This window comes from Corynebacterium humireducens NBRC 106098 = DSM 45392 (genome assembly GCF_000819445.1).
GTDB lineage: Bacteria > Actinomycetota > Actinomycetes > Mycobacteriales > Mycobacteriaceae > Corynebacterium > Corynebacterium humireducens.
This window is the reverse complement of the sequence record NZ_CP005286.1, coordinates 273,672-294,566: the sequence shown is the minus strand read 5'-3', so window position 1 is coordinate 294,566 and position 20,895 is coordinate 273,672. Positions and strand designations below refer to the sequence as shown.

Here is a 20,895-nt window from a genome sequence, read left to right as displayed (position 1 = left end):
TGCCACATCGATCAGATGAGCACGACCGCCAACGGTCCGAACGTCATCACCAGACCGACGAGTCCCGCCAGGAACATCGACAGGCCGTCATTCGCGGTACGCAGGGCCTTCACGACACCCACGATGCCCACCGTCGCCAGCACGGCCAGCACGGCGACCACCGGACGGGAGAAGCTCTCCCAGAGCAGCTCGAAGCCCTTGAACACGACGACGCCGAGCACGATGCCGATCAGCGCCATGAGGATCACACCGGTGACCGAGGTCTTCTCCTCGACCTCGTCCTCCCCATCCTCGGCGTCCTCGGTGACCTCGAGGGCGTCGGACTCCTCCTGCTTCTCGACGTCCTCCGCCGTCGCGACGGCGGAGACGGTGGAGGTGGTGGAGGTGGCGACGGCGGTCTTCACCGCCGGCATCTCGCCGGTCTCGGGGGCCGGGGTCTCCGCCGCCTCACCCGGGACCTTCTGGAAGACGACTGTCTCGTCGGTGCCCGGGGTCGGGGTGGCCGTCTTCGCAGGCGCCTCGGCCTTCGCGGGCGCCTCGGTCTTCTCGGCCTTCTCCGCCTGCTTCTCCGCGACCTTCGCCGCGGTCCGGTCGACCGGGCTCAGTTCCTGCTTGTCCTGTTTGTCGGAGACCTGCGCGGCGGGGGTGGTGGTCTCCCCCTCCGGGGCGTCGATGGGCACGGAGGAGTGCCGGGATTCCGCGGGCTTGGCCTTGACGGCCGGGATCGATCCGGTGAGTTCGGCGACGGAGATGCCGCCCTCCTCCAGGCTGCGTCGGCGACGGGGGCGGGGGGTCTTGCTGTCCCCGGTGTCCCGGCCGGAGCGGGCGAGCAACTCTGCGACTGTCAGCTGCTTGTCGCTCATGGTCACTTCCTTTCCTCAGGGATCGGGTCGAGCCCCTTGTCGATGCGACGGAGGATGACGCCCTCGCGCAGCGCCCACGGGCAGATCTCGATCTTCTCCAGGCCGAGGGCACGCATGCTGGCCTCGGCGACGAGCGCACCGGCGACGATCTGGTGCGAACGGTCCGAACTGATGCCCTCGAGCTCCGCGCGGTCGGCGGCGGTCATGCGCGAGATGAAGGCGATGAGCTGGCGCAGACCCGGTGCGGTCAGGGTGCGCTTGATGTAGGGGCCCTCGGCGCTGGGTGCGGCGCCGGTGAGGCGGGCGAGGGTGCGGAAGGTCTTCGACGTTCCGACGGCCAGTCCGGCGGTGCCGTAGGCGCGCATCTGACGGGCGGGTTCGGTGAGCTCGGCGTCGATGTAGTCGCGCAGCAGGTTGATCTTCTTGCGCTCCGGCGGGTCGGTGTCGAACCACTGGTGGGTGAGTCGACCGGCGCCGAGGTCGAGGGAGATCGCGACGTCGGGGGTCTCGTCGGAGCCGGTGGACAGCTCGAGGGAGCCGCCGCCGATGTCCAGGTTGGTGATGCGGCCGGCGGACCAGCCGTACCAGCGGCGCACCGCGAGGAAGGTCAGCCGGGCCTCGTCCTCGCCGGAGAGAACCTCGAGGCGCACGCCCGTGTCCCCCTCGACGGAGTCGAGGACCTCGTCGGAGTTCGTCGCCGAACGGACCGCCGACGTCGCGAAGGACATGACCTCCTGACATCCGAGGGTCTTCGCGAGGTCCGCGGCCTCAGCCACGGCCCTCGTCAGCCTCTTGACACCCTTGTCACCGATGGCGCCGTCGCCGTCGATGAGCTCGACGAGTCGCAGGCTGGTCTTCCAGTCGCTCATCGGGGTCGGGTGACCACCGTTCCGGGCATCAACCGCCACCATGTGGACAGTGTTACTGCCCACGTCCAATACACCTAGTCGCACATGTCCAAGGGTAGACGGTCTAACGTAGTCAAGTGTGAATCGCCCACGTTCGACCCAGGTTTTTCTGGGTTTCCCCGAGTCCTCTCCCGCCGGCAAGCAGATTCTCGCCGGCGCTGAGGCTGCTCCCGACTTCCCGCGGGAGTGGTTCGAGTTCGTCAACCCCGAAGACCCCCTGCACACCTTCAGCATCGACCTGACCTGGGTGGAATCCCACTACACCTGCCATTTCGGGCAGGAGGCGTGCCAGGGCATCGACTTCCAGCAGACCGATATCGGCTGCTGTGTCCACGGCGCCTACCTCGCCGACGAGACCGACCGGGACCAGTTGTACAACGCCGTGCACGAGATGCCCGCGAAGTACTGGCAGCACCGCCCTAAGGGGGTGGACGAGTACTTCGCCACGGGGGAGGCCATCGACCTCGAGCCCTGGCTGGTGTGGGATGAACTCGACGGCGACGACGGCGAGGCCGAGCCCTCGCTCAAGACGAAGACCGTCGGCGGCGCCTGCATCTTCGCCAACCGTGCGGGCTGGCCGACGGGCACCGGCTGCGCCATCCACCAGTGGGCGGTGGCCGAGGGGCGCGACCTGACCGTCGAGAAGCCGGAGGTGTGCTGGCAGGTGCCGCTGCGCCGCTACGAGGACTATGAGGAGCGTACCGACGGCGTCGAGATCCTGCGCACCACCATCGGCGAGTACGACCGCCGTGCCTGGGGCAACGGCGGCGAGGACTTCGACTGGTGGTGCTCGAGCGCGAGCGCGTGCCACACCCACCCGGACCCGCTGTGGAAGTCGATGCGCCGGGAGCTCATCGCCCTGATGGGTCAGCCCTCCTACGACATCCTCGCCGAGCACTGCGAGCGTCGCGCCGCCGGAGGGTTCACCGCCGTCCACCCGGCGTCGCGATGAGGGGTCGCCTGGCTCCGGTCCTCCGCGTCTCCAGGCGCTCCCTCCATGCCCACCGGGGCCGACTGGCCCTGACCTTCCTGTCCGTCGTCCTGGGTACCGCGTTCATCGCCGGGTCGCTGCTGCTCACCTCGTCGCTGGCACGCTCCTTCGACGACATCCTCGACGCCGGCGTCGACGGCGTCGACGTCGGGCTCGTGGGCAGCTCCTCCTCCCCGCAGGGGGTGCCCTTCTCCGTCATCGACGAGGTCCGCGCCTGGCCGGACGTCCGCGCCGTCAACGTCATCGGTGACGGCCCCGGCCTGCCGACGGGCACCCGCTCCGCCGGCGCCTCCGGCATCATCGTCGTCGGCCCGGACGGCACCCCCCTGCAGGCCGGCTCCTCGGGCGCCCACCCGTTCGCGGCCTACCCGTTCCGGGAGATCGTCGGCCCCGTCCCGTCGATCCTCGAGGGCCGCTGGCCCATCACCCCCGACGAGGTGATGGTCAACGCGAACGCCGTCCGGCGGGCCGGACTGGAGGTCGGTGACCGGCTGCTGGTCATCAGCCCCCAGGAGCGTCTCGACGTCCGCCTCGTCGGCGTCTACGAGTCCCCCCGGGAGACGACCGGCTGGATCGGGGTGATGTTCACCCCGGACGCCTACCTGTCCTCCTTCACGGAGGGGGACTTCGCGTCGCAGGTCGTCATCTCGGTGGAGCCGGGCACCGACCCCATGGACGTGCGCAACCGCCTGGGGCTCACCTACCGGGGGCTGACCCCCCTGCTCCCCGAGCAGATCATCGAGCGCATGACCGACGACCGTCTCCAGCAGCTGGAGTTCGTGCGCTACATCCTGGTGATCTTCGGCGCGGTGGCGTTGTTCATCGGGTCCCTCAACATCGTCAACACCTTCGCGATGGTCGTCGGCCAGCGCACCCGCGAGTTCGCCCTCCTCCGTTCCCTCGGGGTGTCCACCGTGCAGGTGGCGGTGAGCGTCATCCTGGAGGCGGCGCTCGTCGGCCTGGCCGGTTCGGTCGTAGGCGTCGCTCTGGCGGTGGCGTTCGTCTCGGTGCTGCTGGCGGTGTTCGCGGCCACCGGCGGGGAGCTGGCGACGCTGCCGATGGTGTGGCCGGCCGAGGCTTTTGTCATTCCCCTGCTCTTCGGCGTGGTCATCACGATGGCGGCCTCCCTCGCCCCCGCCCGGCGCGCCGCCATGCTGCCGCCGGTGCAGTCCTTCGACCTCTCCGACACCCGCACCTCCCGCGTCCCCCGGCTCAAGCTCCTCCTGGCGGGGGCGGTGACGTCGCTCAGCGCGCTGCTCATCCTCGGTGCGGCGTACATCAGCTCGGTGAACGACCGGGTGCTCTCGGTGGACCTGCGGCTGTCCCTCATCGCCCTCGGCCTGGTCCTCGGCCTGTGGTCCCTGGTGCTCGCCGGACCGACCCTCGTCGCGGCCGTCGGCCTGACGCTCGGGCGGATCCTCACCCTCCCCCTGGGAATCGTGGGCACCATCGCCCGGCAGAACGCGGTGCGCAACCCCCGCCGTTCGGCGACCTCCGCCCTGGCCCTGGCCCTGGGGGTCGGGCTCGTCGCCGGGGTGGGCACCGTCGGCGCCTCCGCGAGGGCGAGCGTGTCCGGTGCCATCGAGTCGACGATCACGGCCCCCTTCGTCCTCGACAGCCTCGGCGGCGGCTCCGTGCAGGGCCGCGCGAGCAACAGCAGCGGCCTCTTCCTCCCGCCCGAGATCCGGGAGGTGACCGACCAGGTGAAGGGCGTCGCGGAGACCGGCACCCTCATGTCCGCGCCGCTCCAGGCCGACAACTGGAATCACCGCACCACCACCGTGCTCGACAACGACTTCTCGCTGTTCATGGACCTCGGTGTCACCAGCGGCGCGCTGAGCGACGGGTCCGCCCCGGCCGCCGCCCTGTCCGCCGAGTACTCGGAGCAGAACAACCTCCGCGTCGGCGACTACATCCCCCTGACCGTCCACGAGGGCGTCGAGGAGAACGCCATCTGGATCCCCGTGACGGCCATCTACCAGGAGACCGCCCTGCTCGGCCACATCGCGGTGAGCTGGGCCGCCGCCGAGGCGGTGCTGGACAACGCCGCGGCCCAGGTGAACCGCCAGTCGGTGTTCGTCACCTCCGACGGCTCCGTGCCCGCCACGCAGCTGCGCCGCAACCTCGACGCCGCGATGTCCCCGCTGCTGGTCGTCCAGGTGAAGTCGAACTCGGAGTACAGCACCGCGCTGGGCACCCAGATCAACCAGCTGCTGCTCATCATCTACTCGCTGCTCGCGCTGGCGGTGGTGATCGCGACGCTGGGCATCATCAACACGCTGCTGCTCTCCGTGGCGGAACGTGTCCGCGAGATCGGCACGCTCCGCGCCATCGGGCTGCAGCGCGGCGACATCCGGCGCATCATCGAGGTCGAGTCGCTCATCATCACCGTGCACGGCGCGGTGGTGGGCGTCGTCGCGGGCACGGCCGCCGGCTGGGCCGCCGTGCGGGTGCTCGCCGTGAAGGGTCTGACGGTGCAGGAGGTCCCCTGGCCCGCCATCATGCTCATGGTGGGGGCGGCGGTGGTCGTCGGCATCCTGGCCTCGATCGTCCCCGCCGTGAAGGCGGCCGCCATCCCCCCGCTCGAGGCCATTGAGAGGTGAGCGGTCAGGCCTCGAACTTGTAGCCCAGGCCGCGGACGGTGACCAGGTGCTTCGGTCGGGAGGGCTCCTCCTCGATCTTGGAGCGCAGGCGCTTCACGTGCACGTCGAGGGTCTTGGTGTCCCCGACATAGTCGGCGCCCCAGATGCGGTCGATGAGCTGGCCACGGGTGAGCACCCGGCCGGAGTTGCGCAGGAGGTACTCCAGGAGGTCGAACTCCTTGAGCGGCATCGGCACCGGCTCCCCGGCGACGGTGACGGTGTGGCGCTCGACGTCCATGCGGACGCGGCCCCCCTCGAGGATCTGCTCCTCCACGTCGTCGGCGGCGTTGTCGGTGTCCGCACCACGGCGCAGCACCGCACGGATGCGGGCGATGAGCTCACGGGAGGAGTACGGCTTGGTCACGTAGTCGTCCGCGCCCAGCTCGAGGCCGACGACCTTGTCGATCTCGGAGTCACGCGCGGTGACCATGATGACCGGGACGGAGGAGGTCGTGCGCAGCTGCTTGCACACGTCGGTGCCGGACATGCCCGGCAGCATGAGGTCGAGCAGCACGATGTCGATGTCGTTCCTCTCGAACTCCACCAGCGCCGTCGGACCGTCGCCGGCGATGATCACCTCGAAGCCCTCCTTGCGCAGGAGGAACGCCAACGGATCGGCGAGAGACTCTTCGTCCTCGACGATGAGGATGGTCGTCGTCATGATGCTTTGTCCTTTCGACGTGTCGCCACCCGGGACACCGCCTGACGCAGTGTTCCGGTGGATGGTGCCTCATCATCCTGCCCCGTCGCCGTCATCGCGGCCGGCGCGGGGTCGGGATGGTGAATCGGAAGTTCGATGGTGAATGTGGATCCCGTACCCGGACGGGACCACACCTTGATGTTACCGCCGTGATTCGCCACCACGTGTTTGACGATCGCCAGCCCCAGACCGGTGCCACCCGTCGAACGGGAACGCGCCTTGTCGACGCGGAAGAAACGCTCGAACACGCGCTTCTGGTCCTCGGGGGAGATGCCGATGCCCCGGTCGGTGACGCGGATGAGCACGACGTCCGCGTTCGCCACCTTCTGCGACACTGAGACCGGCACCGACTGCGGGGAGTAGTTGATGGCGTTGGAGATGAGGTTCGACACCGCGGTGACCAGCAGGGATTTGTCACCCATGACGAAGACGCCGGAGTCGGCGCCCTTGGTGAGGGTGATGTCCGCGTTGTCGGCGGCGACCTGGTTGCGGGTGAAGGCCTCGTCGATGATGTCGTCGACGGAGACGGGCTCCATCTCCGGCAGCGGCTCCGCTCCCTGCAGCTTCGACAGCGAGATGAGCTCGTTGATCATGCCCGCCATGCGGTGGGCCTCCTTGTGCAGGCGCTGCCCGAAGTACATGACGTGCTCCGGGTCGTCGACCTCCTCCAGGAGGGCCTCGGCCAGCAGCGCCATGCCGCCGACCGGGGTCTTGAGTTCGTGCGAGACGTTCGCCACGAAGTCACGGCGGGCGGACTCCATGCGCACGTTCTCACTCTCGTCGGTGCCGTAGATGATGACGAAGCGGTCGTCGACGAGCGTCAACGGCTTGACCAGTGCGCGCACCGAGAAGACGCGGTTGCCCGTGCGCCGGTAGGGCATGGAGAGGTCGAGCGTGCGGGACTCCTTGTCCGCGAAGACCTCCCCCGCCACCTGCCACACCTGCTCGTTGAGGGTGCGGTCGTGGACGAGGGCCATCTCGTGGGCGCGGGCGTTCGACAGGATCACCTCACCGCCGCGGTCGACGACGGTGACGCCCGTGGGGGAACCCTGGATGGCCAGGTGCAGGACCTGGCCGACGGTGGTGACCTGGTTGTCCTCGAGCGTGGCCGAGGAACGGTGGCGGACTATCCGCTTACGTGCCCAGTTCAACGCCGGAAAGGCGACGCCGGTGACGGCGACGCCCAACAGGAACGCGAGAACGGCGGACACGCCCTACAGGCTACTTGCCACCCTGTGCCGCGACAGCGGCAGCACCGGCGGCGGCCGCCTCGGGGTCGAGGTAGGTGCCGCCCGGGTTGACGACCTTGCCGTCAGCATCCAGCTCGTAGACCAGCGGGATGCCGGTCGGGATGTTGAGGGCCGCGATGTCCTCGTCCGAGATGTTGTCCAGGTGCTTGACCAGCGCGCGCAGGGAGTTGCCGTGCGCGGCGACGAGGACGGTCTCGCCACGCTTGACGCGCGGCTCGATCTCCTCCTGGTAGTACGGGATGAAACGCTTGACGACGTCCAGGAGGCACTCGGTACGCGGTGCGTTCTCCAGGGCGGCGTAGCGCACATCGTCGGACTGGGAGTACTCGGCGTCGTCGGCCAGCTCCGGCGGCGGGGTGTCGTAGGAACGACGCCACGCCATGAACTGCTCGTCGCCGTACTTGTCCTTGGTCTCGGCCTTGTCCAGGCCCTGCAGCGCACCGTAGTGGCGCTCGTTGAGACGCCAGTCGCGGACGACCGGGATCCAGTGACGGTCGGCGGCGTTGAGCGCGATGTTCGCGGTGCGGATGGCACGACGCAGCAGGGAGGTGTAGACGATGTCCGGCAGGAGACCAGCCTCCTTGAGCATCTCGCCGCCGCGGACAGCCTCGGCGACGCCCTGCTCGGTCAGGTCAACGTCCACCCAGCCGGTGAACTGGTTCGATTTGTTCCACTGGCTCTGCCCGTGGCGAAGAAGAATGAGCTTTCCGTTGGTCATGTCTCCAATATGCCACGATTCCGCCGGTAGCGTGCGGATTAATACCCCCCGTTTAGAGCCCTTCGGCCCGTTCGCGGCGTTGCGGGCAGTTGTCGACCTCCAGGCTCAGGGCCTCGGCGTACACCGCCGCCAGCTGGGCGGCGGAGTTCGACCACGAGAAGTTCGCGGCGTGCTGGACGGCGTCGGTCGCCATCCGCAGGCGGGTGTCGTCGTCGTCGAGGAGGTTCTCCAGGGCGTCGGCCCAGTCGCCGGTGTCGTGGCCGTCGACAAGCACTCCCGTCTCCCCCTCGGAGACGGCGACCGGCAGACCGCCGACGCGGGCGGCGACCACCGGGGTGCCGCAGGCCTGCGCCTCCATGGCGACCAGTCCGAAGGACTCGTTGTAGCTGGGCACGGCGACGATGTCGGCGGCCTGGTAGATGGTCACCAGCTCCTCCGGCGGGCGGGGGTCGAGGAAGCGGACCCTCCGCGACACCCCTAGCTCAGCGGCCAGATTCATGTACTGGCGCTCCGTGGTCGCGGCTCCCGAGGCCCCACCGCAGATGATGACGCGCAGCTTGCGCTCCGGGTTGCGGCGCAGCATCTCCGCGGTCGCGCGGATGAGCACCTGCGGGCCCTTGAACTGCTGGAGACGGCCCACGAACGCGACGAGCTCGGCGTCGAGGGGGATACCGAGGAGGCGGCGCGAGCGTTCGGTGTTGCGGTCCGTGCCCGGGGTGAACAGGGCGGTGTCGGTGCCGGGGGTGACCACCGCGATGCGGTCGGGGTCGGCGTCGTAGTGGTCGATGAGGTCGAGGGTCTCCTCCTGGGTGTTGACCACGAGCACCTCGGCATTGTCGACGAGCTGCTGCTCGCAGATGCGCCGCGCCTCGGACTCCGGGGAGTCGTCGTCGCCCCGGTGGGCGTTCTTCACCGCCGCCAGGGTGTGCGCGGTATGGACCAGCGGCACCTCCCACAGGTCGCGGAGCAGCCAGCCGACCTGGCCGGACAGCCAGTAGTGGGAGTGGATGAGGTCGTAGTCCACGTCGTTGCAGCGGTGGAACTGCACGACGCCGCCGGCGAAGGCCGCCAGCTGCGTGGGCAGCGCCTCCTTCTCGAGGCCGTCGTAGGGCCCGGCGACGATGTTGATCACCCGCAGCCCCTTCTCGACGTCCACCACCTCCCCCTGACTCGGGCGGGTGGCGCGGGTGAAGATGTCCACCTCCACCCCCTGCCGGGCGAGTTCCCGGGCGGTGTTAAGGACGTAGACGTTCATGCCACCGGCATCCCCCGAGCCGGGCTGCTGCAGCGGAGAGGTGTGCATGGAGATCATCGCGACGCGCATGCCCCAATGATAGGTGCGGCCGTCCGTATACTGGTCCCCACCTCACAGGAACCCAGCAGCGGAAGGCACCCTCATGTCGGCATTCGAGACCAAGGCCTGGTTGAAGCACTACCCCGAGTGGACCCCCCACTCTCTCGACTACGACGAGACGACCCTGCTCGACGTCTACGACAACAACCTGGCCATCAACGCCGAGAAGTCTGCCACCTGGTTCTTCGGCAAGTCGCAGACCTACGCCGATCTCGACCGCCAGGTCCGCCGCGCCGCCGCCGGCCTGCGCGCCTTCGGCGTCCGCCCGGGCGACAGGGTCGCGATCATCCTGCCGAACTGCCCGCAGCACATCGCCGCCTTCTACGCGGTGCTCAAGCTGGGGGCGACGGTCGTGGAGCACAACCCGCTCTACACCGCCCACGAGCTGGAGGGCCCCTTCGCCGACCACGGCGCCCGGGTGGTCATCGCCTGGGACAAGGCCGCCCCCACGCTGGAGAAGCTGCGCGGCAAGACCTCCCTGGAGACCATCATCTCGGTCAACATGATCGAGGCCATGCCGACCTTCAAGCAGCTGGCACTGAAGCTGCCGATCAAGAAGGTCAAGGAGCAGCGCGAGGCCCTGTCCGCCTCCGCCCCGAACACCGTCCCGTGGGAGGTGCTCCTCGGCTCCGCCATCGGCGGCGAGGGCGACGACATCGAGTCCGAGCCCACCGTGACCAGGGACTCCATCGCCCTCATCCTCTACACCTCCGGCACCACCGGCGCCCCGAAGGGCGCGCAGCTCACCCACGGCAACCTCTTCGCCAACATGCTGCAGGGCAAGAACTGGGTGCCGGGCCTCGGCGAGCAGGACGAACGCATGCTCGCCGCCCTGCCGATGTTCCACGCCTACGGCCTGACGATGGTCGGCACCCTGTCGGTGTACATCGGCGGCGAGATGATCCTCCTGCCCGCCCCGAAGATCCCCCTCATCATGGACGTGATGAAGAAGCGCACCCCCACGTGGCTGCCGGGCGTGCCGACCCTCTACGAGAAGATCGTCGAGGCCGCCGAGAAGGACAACATCGACATCTCCGGCGTGCGCAACGCCTTCTGCGGCGCGGCGACCCTGCCGGTGTCGACGGTGGAGAAGTGGGAGAAGTACACCGGCGGCCGGCTCGTGGAGGGCTACGGCCTGACGGAGACGTCCCCGGTCATCGTGGGCAACCCCATGAACGACGACCGCCGCCCCGGCTACGTCGGCATCCCCTTCCCGGACACCCTGGTACGCATCGCCGACCCGGAGGACCTGGACAAGACGCAGCCCGACGGCACCGATGGCGAGATCCTGGTGAAGGGTCCGCAGGTGTTCCCCGGCTACCTCAACCAGCCGGAGGCGACGGAGAACAGCTTCCACGACGGCTGGTACCGCACCGGAGACATCGGCGTCATGGAGGAGGACGGCTTCATCCGCCTGGTGGCCCGCATCAAGGAGGTCATCATCACCGGCGGCTTCAACGTCTACCCCGCCGAGGTGGAGGAGGCCATGCGCGACCACCCGGACATCGTGGACCTGGCGGTCGTGGGTCGCCCGCGCGAGGACGGCTCCGAGGACGTCGTCGCCTGCGTGACGCTCCGCGACGGCGCGGCGATGGACCCGGAGGGCCTGAAGGCCTACGCCCGCGAGCGCCTCACCCGCTACAAGGTGCCCCGCACCTTCTACCACTTCGAGGAACTCGCCCGTGACCAGATGGGCAAGATCCGCCGCCGGGAGGTCCAGGAGGATCTGCTGCGCCTGCTGGAGAAGTAGCGGAAAATGTGATTCGGGGCACGGACACTTGCCAAAGTGGATACCCTGGGGGGTATATTGGGATCCGTAATATTCACGGACCCCAACAACCCCACAGGAGTGACCCATGTGCCGTCCCGTCAACTGCCCGTCCTGCAAGAAGACCACCTGGAGCGGCTGCGGCCAGCATATTGACCAGGTGAAGGCCTCCGTCCCGGACAACCAGTGGTGCACCTGCACCGAGTCCGCCGCCGACAAGAAGCCCGGCATCTTCGCCGGCATCTTCGGACGCTAGCCACCCCGGGGGTAGCATCCACCTATGACCACCACAGTGATTGTCGGCGGTGTCGCCGGCGGTATGTCCACCGCAGCCCGACTGCGCCGTCGTGACGAGGACATGGAGATCATCGTCCTCGAGGCCTCCGGCCACGTCTCCTTCGCGAACTGCGGACTCCCCTACCACGTCTCGGGCGTCATCCCCGAGCGTTCCTCCCTGCTCCTGCAGACCCCGGAGTCCCTCGCCGCGCGGTTCAACCTGGACGTGCGCATCAACACCCGCGCCACCGCCATCGACCGCGAGAAGCAGACCGTCACCACGGACACCGGCGACACCATCGCCTACGACCACCTGGTGCTCTCCCCGGGTGCGACCCCCATCATCCCGCCGATCCCCGGCATCGAGCGCGCCCTGCACCTGCGCACCATCGAGGACGTCGACGCCATCATCGCGGCCCTCACCGACGACGTGAGGTCCGTCGCCGTCATCGGCGGCGGCTTCATCGGCCTCGAGGTCGCGGAGAACATGCGCCACCGCGGTCTCGACGTCACCGTCATCGAGCGTGCCCCGCAGATCCTCACCCCGCTGGATGAGGAGATGGCGGCGATCGTCGAGAAGCGGCTCACCGACAACGGCGTCACCGTCATCACCGACGGCGACACCACCAGCATCGGCGCCGACACACTCGAGCTTTCCGACGGCCGCGTCATCCCCGCCGACCTCGTCATCGCCAGCATCGGCGTCCGCCCGGCGAACGAACTCGCGGTCGCCGCGGGCCTCGCCATCGGCGAGCGCGGCGGCATCAAGGTCGACGACCGGCAGCGCACCTCCGACCCGCGGATCTTCGCGGTCGGCGACGCCGCCGAGAAGGCCGACCACGTCTCCGGCGAGGACACCCTCGTGCCCCTCGCCCAGACCGCGAACCGGCACGGCCGCCTCGTCGCCGACATCATCACCGGCCGCGACGTGCAGCGCACCCCGACGCTCGGCACCGCCATCGTCGGCGTGTTCGGCCTCGCCGCCGGCTCCGTCGGCTGGAACGAACGGCGCGCCCGCGGCGCCGGCCGGAACATCCGCGTCATCCACCTGCACCCGGCGAACCACGCCGGCTACTACCCGGGCGCGGAGACCATCCACCTCAAGGTCGTCGTCGACGCCGACACCGACCTCATCCTGGGTGCGCAGGCGGTGGGAGGCGACGGCGTCGACAAGCGTATCGACGTCCTCGCGACCGCCATGCGCGCCGGCCTCACCGCCACCGACCTCGCCGACCTCGAACTGGCCTACGCGCCGCAGTTCGGCTCCGCGAAGGACCCGATCAACATGGTCGGCTTCATCAACGACAACATGGTCCAGGGCGAGCGCACCTTCCAGTGGCACGAACTCGACGAGGCGCTCGCCGACGGCTGGACCCTGGTCGACGTGCGTACTCCCGGCGAGTACCAGCGCGGCCAGATCCCGGGGGCCGTCAACATCTCCGTTGACGACCTGCGGGATAATGCAGATACATTCAGGGACAAGAAGGTTCTCGTGCACTGCCAGGTTGGCCTGCGCGGGCACGTGGCCTGTAGTCTCCTGGGCAACCTGGGCATCGAGGCCGCAAACCTCGATGGCGGATATGTGACGTGGACCCATGGCCAGCTGTCACGGAATTAGGATCGGTAACATGCAGCTCACCCCGGAAGAGGTCAAGCCCTCCGTCACCCGTCTCAAGCGCGCGAAGGGACAGCTCGAGGCTGTCATCCGCATGCTCGAGGAGGGACAGGAGTGCGAGGACGCCGTCATGCAGCTCTCGGCCGTGGCCAAGGCCATCGACCGGGCCGGCTACCTCATCGTCTCGACAGGCATGAAGAAGTGCTTCACCTCCGAGGGCTCCGAGCTCGACGAGAAGAAGCTCGAGCGGATGTTCCTCTCGCTGGCGTAGCACGCCCCGGTAGGCGCCCGACCCCGTGTGGGTCGGGCGCCTGTCTGTTTCTCAGGCGTTGATGAGCGCCATGGCGGAGAGTTTCCGTATCGGGTGAATGTTGCTCCGTGGTGGCCCACCATCCGGCGGCAGATGCACCACCCCACCAGGTCGGCGCTCCAGGCGCCCATTCCGGGGTGGGGCATTCGGATCATCATCATTGCGCGCGTTGTGCACCGCGCATGCCATCGACAGGTTCTCGATGTTGGTCTCCCCACCCTGCTCCCACGCTGTCAGGTGATGCACCTGGCACTGACTCGCCGGAGTGGTACACCCCGGGTGCGGACACAGGATCGTCTCCGCCGCCAACAGCATCCGCTGCTTCCAGGTGGCGAAACGCTCCTCCCGGTACATGTTCACCCCACCGGAGACCGGGTCGTACAGACCCACCACCCCCACGGTGGCCATCTCCCGGGCCACCAACTCCGCCCCGGTGATCGTGGTGCCGTCGGTGAGGGCGAAAATCGTCTCATCCCCCTCCTGCCGTAACAACTTCGCATAATCCGGCAGGCCGATGACCACGTGCGGGACCTCCGGGGGCACGCCACCGCTCGGGGTGCCACCCAGGACGTGGGAGTACAACGCGTCCGCCATGGCCTGCTCCCAGCTCAGCCGATGGTCCTGGCGGCGGGCATCCCGGGCGGTGACCAGCAGGTGGGCGATCAGGGTGGCCATCTGCCGTTCCGGCAGGGTCACGGTGATGGTGCGCAGGCCCCGGGCGTCGGTGTTCTTCCCGCCCTTGAGTGAGCGGCCCCCGAAGGCCTTCTTCTCGGCATCGTCGACGTCCCGGTTGTAGTCACGCACGCGGGTGGCGGCCGCCTGATCAATCTCATTCACCGTGCCCCGCAGGGCGCACAGCTCGACACGGAGCTCCCACGGGGTGACCGCCGCGCCTTTGAGCAGCTTGCGGGCGTGCTTCTCCACCACACCCAGAGCATCCAACGACAACCCCACCGCCGCCTCCCGGGCCGCCTTCTGCAGCTTCCGGTGACGGGTCGGCCCGAAGTACACCCCGGCGAGTTTCCGCCACGCACCCGCATCCCTGAACCCCAGCCCTGACAGCGCGGCGACATCCACGGTGCCGGTAGCCAGTGCCTCCAGCACCGGCATGGCACGCAGGGCCTCAAACGCCGCGATCAGGTTCATGCCCCGCACGCTAAACGCCCGACAGGCACACGTCGACACGCAGACCGCGGGACCTGTGGATAAACCCCCCTTATCCACAGAAACCGCGACCGACAACGAACCCCACTTGACAGCGTCAGTCGATCGACACGCCGATCCACACCGGCTCGGGCACCAGCGTCACACCGAAGACCTCGCGGACCCCGTCGCGGACCTCGCGGGCCAGGGCTACCAGGTCGGCGGTGGTGGCGGAGCCCCGGTTCGTCAGCGCCAGGGTGTGCTTGGTGGACAGGCGGGCGGGAGCCCCCTCCCCGGGGTATCCCCTGGTGAAGCCGGCCCTCTCGATGAGCCACGCGGCGGAGAGCTTCTCGCCGCCGGGGGCCGGGAAGCGGGGCATGCGGTCGGCGTCCTCGTCGCCACGCGACTCGCGCACAAGCAACTGCACCGCGTCCGCCACCGAGGGATCGACCACCGGGTTGGTGAAGAAGGAACCGGCGGACCAGGTGTCGTGGTCCGACTCCACGACGACCATGCCCTTGCCGTGGCGCAGCTCGAGCACGGCGGCGCGGACGTCGGCGACCGGCCAGCGTTCCTCACCCGAGGTGGCGCCCAGTCGACGGGCCAGCTCGCCGAAACGCAGGGGGGCGGAGAGGCCGTCCGTCGTGAGCTGCAGCTCGATGGCCAGCACCACGCCCCGTGAGGTGAACTTGAGGTTGGAGTAGCGGTAGGCGAGGTCGAGGTCGACGGCGGGGACCCAGGACACCTCACCGGTGGTCCGGTCGAGGAGCAGCACCTGCACGAGGACGTCGGCGATCTCCGCGCCGTAGGCGCCGACGTTCTGCACCGGGGTCGCGCCGGCGGAACCGGGGATGCCGGACAGGCACTCGATGCCACCGAGACCCGCGTCCACGGCGGCGGCGACGACGGCGTCCCACTCGGCGCCGGCCCCCGCCACCACGCGCCCCGCCGCGTCCATCGTCACCTGGTCGTTCTCCAGGAGCACCACGACGAGGTCGAGGTCACCGTCGGCGACGACCAGGTTGGAGCCGCCGGCGACGACGAGGAGGGGGACGGAGGCGGCGTCGAGAAGCCGCACCACCTCGGAGACGGCCGCGGCAGTGGCGCACCGCACGACGAGTCGGGGGCGCCCCCCGAGGTGGAGCGTGGTGAGGTCGGCGAAGGTCGTGGCCTCGTCGAGGGTCACGTCCGCGGTCTGTGCGAGACGCGCGTGAATGTCCGGGGTCAGAGATGAGTCGGTCACGTGCTTAACGGTAGTCTGTTATCTATGGCAACCCGCAGTGAGAACACCGTAACCATCAACCAGCCGGTCGAGAAGGTCCATGCCGCGCTGACCAACCGCGACTACTGGGCATTCATCGCCGAGAACCTCTCCCCCGAGCCGGGCGAGGTCGCAGAGTTCGAGCAGACCGAGGGTGGCGCAGTCGCCACCCTCTTCGAGGTGCTGCCGCTGGACATCCTCCCGGAGGCCGTCCGCGCGATGATCTCCCAGGCGCTGAAGGTCAAGCGCGTCGTCACCGTCGGCCCGCTGGCCGACAACGCCGCCGCCGTCACCTACACCGCCGACGTCAAGGGCACCCCGGTCGACTTCAAGGGCGACATCAACGTCTCCGGCGACGACGCGACCACCACCCTGGCCTACAACAACGAGGTCTCCGTGAACATCCCGTTCATGGGCCCGGCCATCGAGCCGAAGGTCGCGGAGGCCCTGGGCGACCTGTTCACCAACGAGGGCGAGCTGACCAACCGCTGGATCGGTGAGAACGCCTAGGCGTTCCTCCCGTTTCCCACTGCTCCACCGATGGCCGACCACACCCGTAATCTGCGCGCCCACAACGTGCGCGCGGAGGAGGGACGTGGTCGGCCTTTCGGCGTCGTCACCCGCGGCACCACCGGCCACAACCGGCTGCGCCGCTCCGACCGCTGGACCGTCGCCCACCCCCGCGTGCGACGCCTGCTTCTCGACGCCCCCCACCCCCTCGCCGTCGACGTCGGCTACGGCGCCTCCCACACCACCACCGTGGAGTGGGCCTCCCGCCTGCGCACCATCCGCCCCGACATCGAGGTCGTCGGCCTGGAGATCGACCCCGAGCGGGTCCTCCCGCCCCGCGACGGCGTCCGCTTCGAACTCGGCGGCTTCGAGCTCGCCGACTACCGCCCGCACCTGGTGCGGGCCTTCAACGTCCTGCGCCAGTACGACGTCGACCAGGTGGAGCGGGCCTGGGAGTCCGTCCTCAGCCGCCTGGCCCCCGGCGGCCTGTTCATCGAGGGGACGTGCGACGAGATCGGCCGCCGCGCCGTGTGGCTGCTCCTCGACAGGGACGGCCCGGTGTCGTTGACGTTCGCGTGGGACCCGGGGGACGTCGAGAAGCCCTCCGACCTGGCGGAACGCCTGCCGAAGATCCTGATCCACCGCAACGTCCCCGGGGAGCGGGTCCACGCGCTGCTCAGCGCGGCGGACCAGGCGTGGGACCGCGCGGCCGGCTGGGAGCCGTACGGGCCGCGGGTCCGCTGGCGTCACGCACGGCAGATGCTCATCGACGAGGGCTGGCCCGTCACCCCCGTCCGCCGGAATCTCCGTGACAATCTCCTGACGGTCCCCTGGGCAGCGGTTGCCCCGGAGGGCTGGACCGCGTAACACTGAGAGCCATGGCATCCGCGCGTTCGGCCTCCTCGGCCATCTGGAAATTCATCGTCGGCATCCTCGTCGCCGTCCTCGTCATCCTGCTGGTGGCGGAGTTCGGCCTCCGCTGGTACATCGGCAACGAGCTGCGCTCCGGCTTCCAGGAGCAGGCCGCCCACGACGACGTCACCCTCGAGGAGGACCCGACCATCGCCTTCGGCGCGAACCCCCTGGTGCTCTCCGTGGTGCGGGGCACGATCCCGCACGTCGAGATCTCGGTCCCCTCGACCCTGCAGGTCACCGACCAGGCGGTCCTCGGGCAGCCGGCGGCCGTCGCCACGCTCACCGACCTCGACATCTCCGATCCGAACAACCCGGTCGCCGCCCACCTCGTCACCACCGCCGAGGTCCCCGACTCCTACATGCTGGCCACGATCCAGCACTCGATGCGCGACAACGACGCGGACGGCTTCATCCAGGTCACCGACCTGCGCTCCAACCCGGCTGAGGGCACGCTCGACGTCACCTTCAACAACGGCATCGCCGTGCTCAACCTCGTGCCCTCCCCCGTCGACGGCGCCCTCACCTTCGAGGCGGTCGGTGCCTCCCTCTTCGGCTTCAACCTGCCCCGCCAGGTCTCCGACGTGATCACCCAGGGACTGCAGCAGGGCGTGCAGGAGCAGGCCGGCGACTTCCGCATCGAGGACTTCGAGGTCGTCGAGGGAGGCGCCAACCTCACACTCACCGGCACGAACGTCGAGCTCAGCCGGGTGGCGGACACACAGCTGCCACGGAGCTGACCGCCACGCGGTCCGCGCCCTGCTCCAGGGCGGTGATCACGGCGTCCAGCGTGTCCGCCGGCGCCGTCCGCGGTAGCCCGCTTGACGACGCCCCCGTGATCAGCCTGTCCACCCCCGCCAACGCGGCTGCCTCGGCCACCTCCTGCTGCCCGGACTCCAGGTACACCGCGAGCGTCACCGGCGGCGGCACCGCCTCCCGCACGGCCACGAACTCGGCGAGCAGCGTGTTCGGGTCCTCGATCGTCGGGTCCGGGGTCAACCACACCTCCGTGGCCCCCTGCGCCACCGCCAGGCGCGCCTCCGCGGCCTTGACCAGAGTGTGGTGCCTCCCGGACGGGTAGCCCACCACTGCCGCCACGGTCAGCTCCCCGGTGTCCCCCGCCACCCCGAGGTGGGAGGGGTAGAGGACGACGCCCGCCAGGCCCGCCTCACGGGCCGCCGCCACGCCGGCGGGGACGTCGGAGGGGGACACGGTGGCGTCGAGAAGCATGAGAAAGGCGTGGCCCGAGAGCCACGCCATGTCCGTCACCACAGTCGCTACCAGCCGTAGTTGCCGCTGACGATCGACTTGAGGTGCGGACGCACGTCGAACCAGTAGACGCCGATCGCCACCATGCCCGCCCACGAGAGGAAGGGCACACGGGTGACCACGACGAAGGCCGATCCGACGAGGATGGCCACCCAGATCCACTTCGACTGACGGTCACCCGCCTGGTAGGCGTCATCGCGGGTCGTCGCCGCGAAGGCGGCCCCGGCCACACCGCTGAGCGCGATGAGGATGAAGAGGATCCGTTCGAAGAGGAAGTAACCGGCAAGCAGAGTCATGGTGTGGTTCTAATTCTCCCTGGTCGTGGTGGGCGGGAGGTCCTCGGAGCTGACGACCTCGCCGTCAATCATATGCGGCACCTCACCCTCGCCGGTGGTCGAGGGGGTCGTCGGGGTGGAACGCTGCTCCCCGCCGTCCCTGTCGACGACCGAACCCGCCCGGTGGATCAGGTCATCGAGACGACGACGCAGATCATCGATGAAGGACTGCTCGCCCTCCGCGTCGGCGGTGCCGGCCGCGGCCCGGCGGGCACGCGCCTGCTCGACGGTCTCGTCGAAGGTGGCACGCACGGAGGACACCGCGGAGGTGAAGGCCGCCTTCGCCTCCGAGGCGGAGGAGGACTCCCGGGTCTGACCGGCGGCGCGGCGGGCGGAACCGGCGAGATCACGGATGATCTCCTCCGCGCGGCCCGCGAAGGCGAGGGAGACGTTCTTGTAGTCCTCGGGGGACTTCGCCCCGGAGAGTCCCGCGCGGGCCTCCTGCGCGGCGCTGCGGAAGCGATCCGCCGCGGACGCCTCGCCCGCGGTGGCCGACTCACCGGAGTAGACGCTGTGCACGTCGGTCGGGGTGTCCGTGCTCTCGCGGTCGGCGCGGAAGCGCTCCGCGAAGTCGGAGACCACGTCGCCGAGACGGGCACCGGCGGACACCCAGGCCTGGAAGGGCTCACGCAGGTTGTCCAGCAGCGAGTTCTCGGGGGTGGTGTTGTCGTTCGGGGTGGTCATGGGACAGATCCCTTCTGTGTTCGGTCACGCTCCGAAGAGCAGGTGATTCACAGTGTAAATAGCTAATCCCGCGAGCGCACCAACAATTGTTCCGTTGAGCCGGATGAACTGCAGATCCTTGCCCACCATGAGCTCGATCTTGTCGCTCGCCTCGGCCGCGTCCCACCGTTCGACGGTCTCCGAGATGATCGCCGTCACCTCGCCCGCGTAGTTGTCGGCGAGGAAGGCGGCGGCCGCGGTGATGCGCCGGTCGAGGCTCTCCCGCAGCTGCGGATCGGTCTGGATGTTCGTGCCCCAGGTGAGACAGAGCTCCGTGATCTTCGTCCGCAGGAGGGAGGTGCCGTCGGTGGCGGCGTCGATGAGCGAGGCCGAGGCCGTCGCCCAGATCGCCGCCGCCGCACCACGCACCGGGGTGGAACCGAGGAGGTCCTGCTTGATCCCCTCGACACGCTCGATCATCGCCGGGTCGTGCTGCAGGTCCTCCGCCAGGTCCCGGAGGAAACGCCGGATGGCGTGGCGGGCCTCATGGTCGGGGTCGTCGGCGACGGCCGCCGTGAACCCGACCAGCTCCTTGTACACCTTCGCCCCGACAAGATCCTTGGCGAAGCGCGGCGCCCACTGCGGCATGCGGTCGTCGATGAGACTGACGACGGTCTCCTCCATCCCCAGGACCTTCCGGTGCACCCAGGTCACGACCTCCTGCACCACCGGCTCGGTGCGGCCGTCCTCGATGAGGTCGGCCAGCATGCGGCCTGCCGGCGGTCCCCACTGCGGATCGGTGAAACGGTCGATCAGCTGGGACTGGATGAGCATCTCCGCGTCCGCCGGATCGAAGGCCCGCAGGGCGTTGGCGGTGAGACGGCCGGCCTCCCGGGAGACCTTCTCCGCGTTCTCCTGCTGCGACAGCCAGGCCCCCAGCTTCTCCGGGATGTTCGCCGACCGGACCTTCTCGGTGATGAGCTCCGCGTTGAGGAAGTTCTCCCCCACGAACTCCGACAGGGCCTGGCCCAGCTGGTCCTTCTTCCTCGGGATCAGCGCCGTGTGCGGGATGGGGATCCGCATCGGGTGGCGGAACAGGGCGGTCACCGCGAACCAGTCGGCGAGCCCACCGACCATGCCGGCCTCCGCCGCCGCCCGCACGTACCCCACCCACACCGGGGCGCCACCCGGCTGCGACTGCCACCAGCTGCAGGCCAGGAAGATGACCGCGGCGACGACGAGCAGCCCGGTGACGAAGATCTTGTGATTCCGCAGCACACGGCGTCGCTCCGCCTCGACCTCCGGGCTGGGGCCGGGGACGGAGTGGGCGTCGAGAAGCTCGATCTGACTGTGTCTACCCATGTCACCCATTATCGTCACAGCAGTTCGAGGGCGTAGAGGAGGATG

Annotated in this window: 21 protein-coding genes; 9 read left to right on the top strand and 12 right to left on the bottom strand. The window is 69.1% G+C overall.

Translation table 11 applies throughout. The features are described 5' to 3' along the window. Window positions 1-11: 11 nt before the first annotated feature. Window positions 12-863 carry a hypothetical protein gene (locus B842_RS01425; protein WP_040084762.1) on the bottom strand — a complete coding sequence of 284 codons (852 nt, stop codon included), beginning with the start codon at window positions 861-863 and terminating at the stop codon, window positions 12-14. A 2-nt stretch (window positions 864-865) separates the two neighbouring features. Beyond that, complete coding sequence (locus B842_RS01420) at window positions 866-1,816, bottom strand: Ppx/GppA family phosphatase (protein ID WP_082028330.1); 951 nt, start codon at window positions 1,814-1,816, stop codon at window positions 866-868. Window positions 1,817-1,850: 34 nt separating this feature from the next. Here B842_RS01420 and B842_RS01415 point away from each other — a divergent pair, with 34 nt between their 5' ends. Then, window positions 1,851-2,723, top strand: coding sequence for a DUF3109 family protein (locus B842_RS01415; RefSeq protein ID WP_040084760.1), 873 nt, complete (start codon window positions 1,851-1,853; stop codon window positions 2,721-2,723). After that, a complete protein-coding gene (locus B842_RS01410) occupies window positions 2,720-5,365 on the top strand; it encodes an ABC transporter permease (protein ID WP_052437669.1) in 2,646 nt (881 codons plus the stop codon). The genes B842_RS01415 and B842_RS01410 overlap by 4 nt, the downstream gene beginning before the upstream one ends. A 4-nt stretch (window positions 5,366-5,369) precedes the next feature. Here the strand turns inward: B842_RS01410 and B842_RS01405 are convergent, their stop codons facing one another. The 4 genes from B842_RS01405 to mshA are packed head-to-tail and all read right to left on the bottom strand — an operon-like array spanning window position 5,370 to window position 9,396. Further along, on the bottom strand, window positions 5,370-6,065 hold the full coding sequence (locus B842_RS01405; RefSeq protein WP_040084759.1) for a response regulator transcription factor: 696 nt from the start codon (window positions 6,063-6,065) through the stop codon (window positions 5,370-5,372). After that, entirely contained in the window at window positions 6,062-7,315 is a 1,254-nt protein-coding gene (locus B842_RS01400) for a sensor histidine kinase (RefSeq protein ID WP_040084758.1), read from the bottom strand. Before B842_RS01400 ends, B842_RS01405 begins: the two co-directional genes overlap by 4 nt. Window positions 7,316-7,325: 10 nt before the next feature. Further along, window positions 7,326-8,072 carry a phosphoglyceromutase gene (locus B842_RS01395; RefSeq protein WP_040084757.1) on the bottom strand — a complete coding sequence of 249 codons (747 nt, stop codon included), beginning with the start codon at window positions 8,070-8,072 and terminating at the stop codon, window positions 7,326-7,328. A 52-nt stretch (window positions 8,073-8,124) separates the two neighbouring features. Continuing rightward, complete coding sequence (mshA, locus tag B842_RS01390) at window positions 8,125-9,396, bottom strand: D-inositol-3-phosphate glycosyltransferase (RefSeq protein WP_040084755.1); 1,272 nt, start codon at window positions 9,394-9,396, stop codon at window positions 8,125-8,127. Window positions 9,397-9,469: 73 nt separating this feature from the next. Between mshA and B842_RS01385 the strand changes: the two genes are divergently transcribed. The 4 genes from B842_RS01385 to B842_RS01375 all read left to right on the top strand — a co-directional run bounded on the left by B842_RS01385 (window position 9,470) and on the right by B842_RS01375 (window position 13,356). Further along, window positions 9,470-11,176 (top strand): long-chain-fatty-acid--CoA ligase, encoded by a 1,707-nt coding sequence (locus tag B842_RS01385; protein ID WP_040084754.1) that lies wholly within the window; start codon window positions 9,470-9,472, stop codon window positions 11,174-11,176. Between the two features lie 106 nt (window positions 11,177-11,282). After that, on the top strand, window positions 11,283-11,450 hold the full coding sequence (locus B842_RS13800; protein WP_169744841.1) for a hypothetical protein: 168 nt from the start codon (window positions 11,283-11,285) through the stop codon (window positions 11,448-11,450). 24 nt (window positions 11,451-11,474) lie between these two features. Further along, a complete protein-coding gene (locus B842_RS01380; RefSeq protein ID WP_040084753.1) occupies window positions 11,475-13,088 on the top strand; it encodes an FAD-dependent oxidoreductase in 1,614 nt (537 codons plus the stop codon). Between the two features lie 10 nt (window positions 13,089-13,098). Beyond that, entirely contained in the window at window positions 13,099-13,356 is a 258-nt protein-coding gene (locus tag B842_RS01375; protein WP_040084752.1) for a metal-sensitive transcriptional regulator, read from the top strand. A gap of 51 nt (window positions 13,357-13,407) precedes the next feature. Here the strand turns inward: B842_RS01375 and B842_RS01370 are convergent, their stop codons facing one another. Further along, entirely contained in the window at window positions 13,408-14,541 is a 1,134-nt protein-coding gene (locus B842_RS01370) for an HNH endonuclease signature motif containing protein (protein ID WP_052437668.1), read from the bottom strand. Between the two features lie 115 nt (window positions 14,542-14,656). After that, the gene (locus B842_RS01365) at window positions 14,657-15,781 is read right to left on the bottom strand and encodes a UDP-N-acetylmuramate dehydrogenase (protein ID WP_040084751.1); all 1,125 of its coding nucleotides are present in this window, start codon (window positions 15,779-15,781) and stop codon (window positions 14,657-14,659) included. A gap of 24 nt (window positions 15,782-15,805) precedes the next feature. Here B842_RS01365 and B842_RS01360 point away from each other — a divergent pair, with 24 nt between their 5' ends. From B842_RS01360 to B842_RS01350, 3 genes are read left to right on the top strand one after another with little or no spacing between them, the layout of a single operon-like run. After that, window positions 15,806-16,309, top strand: a complete 504-nt coding sequence (locus B842_RS01360; RefSeq protein WP_040084750.1) for a DUF2505 domain-containing protein — start codon at window positions 15,806-15,808, stop codon at window positions 16,307-16,309. Between the two features lie 30 nt (window positions 16,310-16,339). Then, complete coding sequence (locus B842_RS01355) at window positions 16,340-17,176, top strand: class I SAM-dependent methyltransferase (protein WP_040084748.1); 837 nt, start codon at window positions 16,340-16,342, stop codon at window positions 17,174-17,176. 11 nt (window positions 17,177-17,187) lie between these two features. Next, on the top strand, window positions 17,188-17,961 hold the full coding sequence (locus B842_RS01350) for an LmeA family phospholipid-binding protein (RefSeq protein ID WP_052437667.1): 774 nt from the start codon (window positions 17,188-17,190) through the stop codon (window positions 17,959-17,961). Here the strand turns inward: B842_RS01350 and B842_RS13045 are convergent. Genes B842_RS13045 through B842_RS01330 form a run of 4 tightly spaced genes read right to left on the bottom strand, consistent with a single transcriptional unit; the run spans window position 17,924 to window position 20,850 of the window. Further along, complete coding sequence (locus B842_RS13045) at window positions 17,924-18,481, bottom strand: 2-deoxyribose-5-phosphate aldolase (RefSeq protein WP_156119395.1); 558 nt, start codon at window positions 18,479-18,481, stop codon at window positions 17,924-17,926. The two genes, B842_RS01350 and B842_RS13045, sit on opposite strands and share 38 nt — an antisense overlap. Before the next feature lie 17 nt (window positions 18,482-18,498). Further along, window positions 18,499-18,786 (bottom strand): DUF2516 family protein, encoded by a 288-nt coding sequence (locus B842_RS01340; protein ID WP_040084747.1) that lies wholly within the window; start codon window positions 18,784-18,786, stop codon window positions 18,499-18,501. A 9-nt stretch (window positions 18,787-18,795) separates the two neighbouring features. Further along, complete coding sequence (locus B842_RS01335; RefSeq protein ID WP_052437665.1) at window positions 18,796-19,509, bottom strand: CGLAU_01105 family protein; 714 nt, start codon at window positions 19,507-19,509, stop codon at window positions 18,796-18,798. A 24-nt stretch (window positions 19,510-19,533) separates the two neighbouring features. Continuing rightward, a complete protein-coding gene (locus B842_RS01330; protein ID WP_040084746.1) occupies window positions 19,534-20,850 on the bottom strand; it encodes a DUF445 domain-containing protein in 1,317 nt (438 codons plus the stop codon). Between the last annotated feature and the right edge of the window lie 45 nt (window positions 20,851-20,895).

What these genes read in the sequence shown, in the direction of transcription:
- B842_RS01425 (WP_040084762.1), bottom strand. Translation starts at nt 863, where the DNA reads ATGAGCGACAAGCAGCTGACAGTCGCAGAGTTGCTCGCCCGCTCCGGC.
- B842_RS01410 (WP_052437669.1), top strand. Translation starts at nt 2,720, where the DNA reads ATGAGGGGTCGCCTGGCTCCGGTCCTCCGCGTCTCCAGGCGCTCCCTC.
- B842_RS01405 (WP_040084759.1), bottom strand. Translation starts at nt 6,065, where the DNA reads ATGACGACGACCATCCTCATCGTCGAGGACGAAGAGTCTCTCGCCGAT.
- B842_RS01395 (WP_040084757.1), bottom strand. Translation starts at nt 8,072, where the DNA reads ATGACCAACGGAAAGCTCATTCTTCTTCGCCACGGGCAGAGCCAGTGG.
- mshA (WP_040084755.1), bottom strand. Translation starts at nt 9,396, where the DNA reads ATGCGCGTCGCGATGATCTCCATGCACACCTCTCCGCTGCAGCAGCCC.
- B842_RS01385 (WP_040084754.1), top strand. Translation starts at nt 9,470, where the DNA reads ATGTCGGCATTCGAGACCAAGGCCTGGTTGAAGCACTACCCCGAGTGG.
- B842_RS13800 (WP_169744841.1), top strand. Translation starts at nt 11,283, where the DNA reads ATGTGCCGTCCCGTCAACTGCCCGTCCTGCAAGAAGACCACCTGGAGC.
- B842_RS01380 (WP_040084753.1), top strand. Translation starts at nt 11,475, where the DNA reads ATGACCACCACAGTGATTGTCGGCGGTGTCGCCGGCGGTATGTCCACC.
- B842_RS01375 (WP_040084752.1), top strand. Translation starts at nt 13,099, where the DNA reads ATGCAGCTCACCCCGGAAGAGGTCAAGCCCTCCGTCACCCGTCTCAAG.
- B842_RS01370 (WP_052437668.1), bottom strand. Translation starts at nt 14,541, where the DNA reads ATGAACCTGATCGCGGCGTTTGAGGCCCTGCGTGCCATGCCGGTGCTG.
- B842_RS01360 (WP_040084750.1), top strand. Translation starts at nt 15,806, where the DNA reads ATGGCAACCCGCAGTGAGAACACCGTAACCATCAACCAGCCGGTCGAG.
- B842_RS01355 (WP_040084748.1), top strand. Translation starts at nt 16,340, where the DNA reads ATGGCCGACCACACCCGTAATCTGCGCGCCCACAACGTGCGCGCGGAG.
- B842_RS01350 (WP_052437667.1), top strand. Translation starts at nt 17,188, where the DNA reads ATGGCATCCGCGCGTTCGGCCTCCTCGGCCATCTGGAAATTCATCGTC.
- B842_RS13045 (WP_156119395.1), bottom strand. Translation starts at nt 18,481, where the DNA reads ATGGCGTGGCTCTCGGGCCACGCCTTTCTCATGCTTCTCGACGCCACC.
- B842_RS01340 (WP_040084747.1), bottom strand. Translation starts at nt 18,786, where the DNA reads ATGACTCTGCTTGCCGGTTACTTCCTCTTCGAACGGATCCTCTTCATC.
- B842_RS01335 (WP_052437665.1), bottom strand. Translation starts at nt 19,509, where the DNA reads ATGACCACCCCGAACGACAACACCACCCCCGAGAACTCGCTGCTGGAC.
- B842_RS01330 (WP_040084746.1), bottom strand. Translation starts at nt 20,850, where the DNA reads ATGGGTAGACACAGTCAGATCGAGCTTCTCGACGCCCACTCCGTCCCC.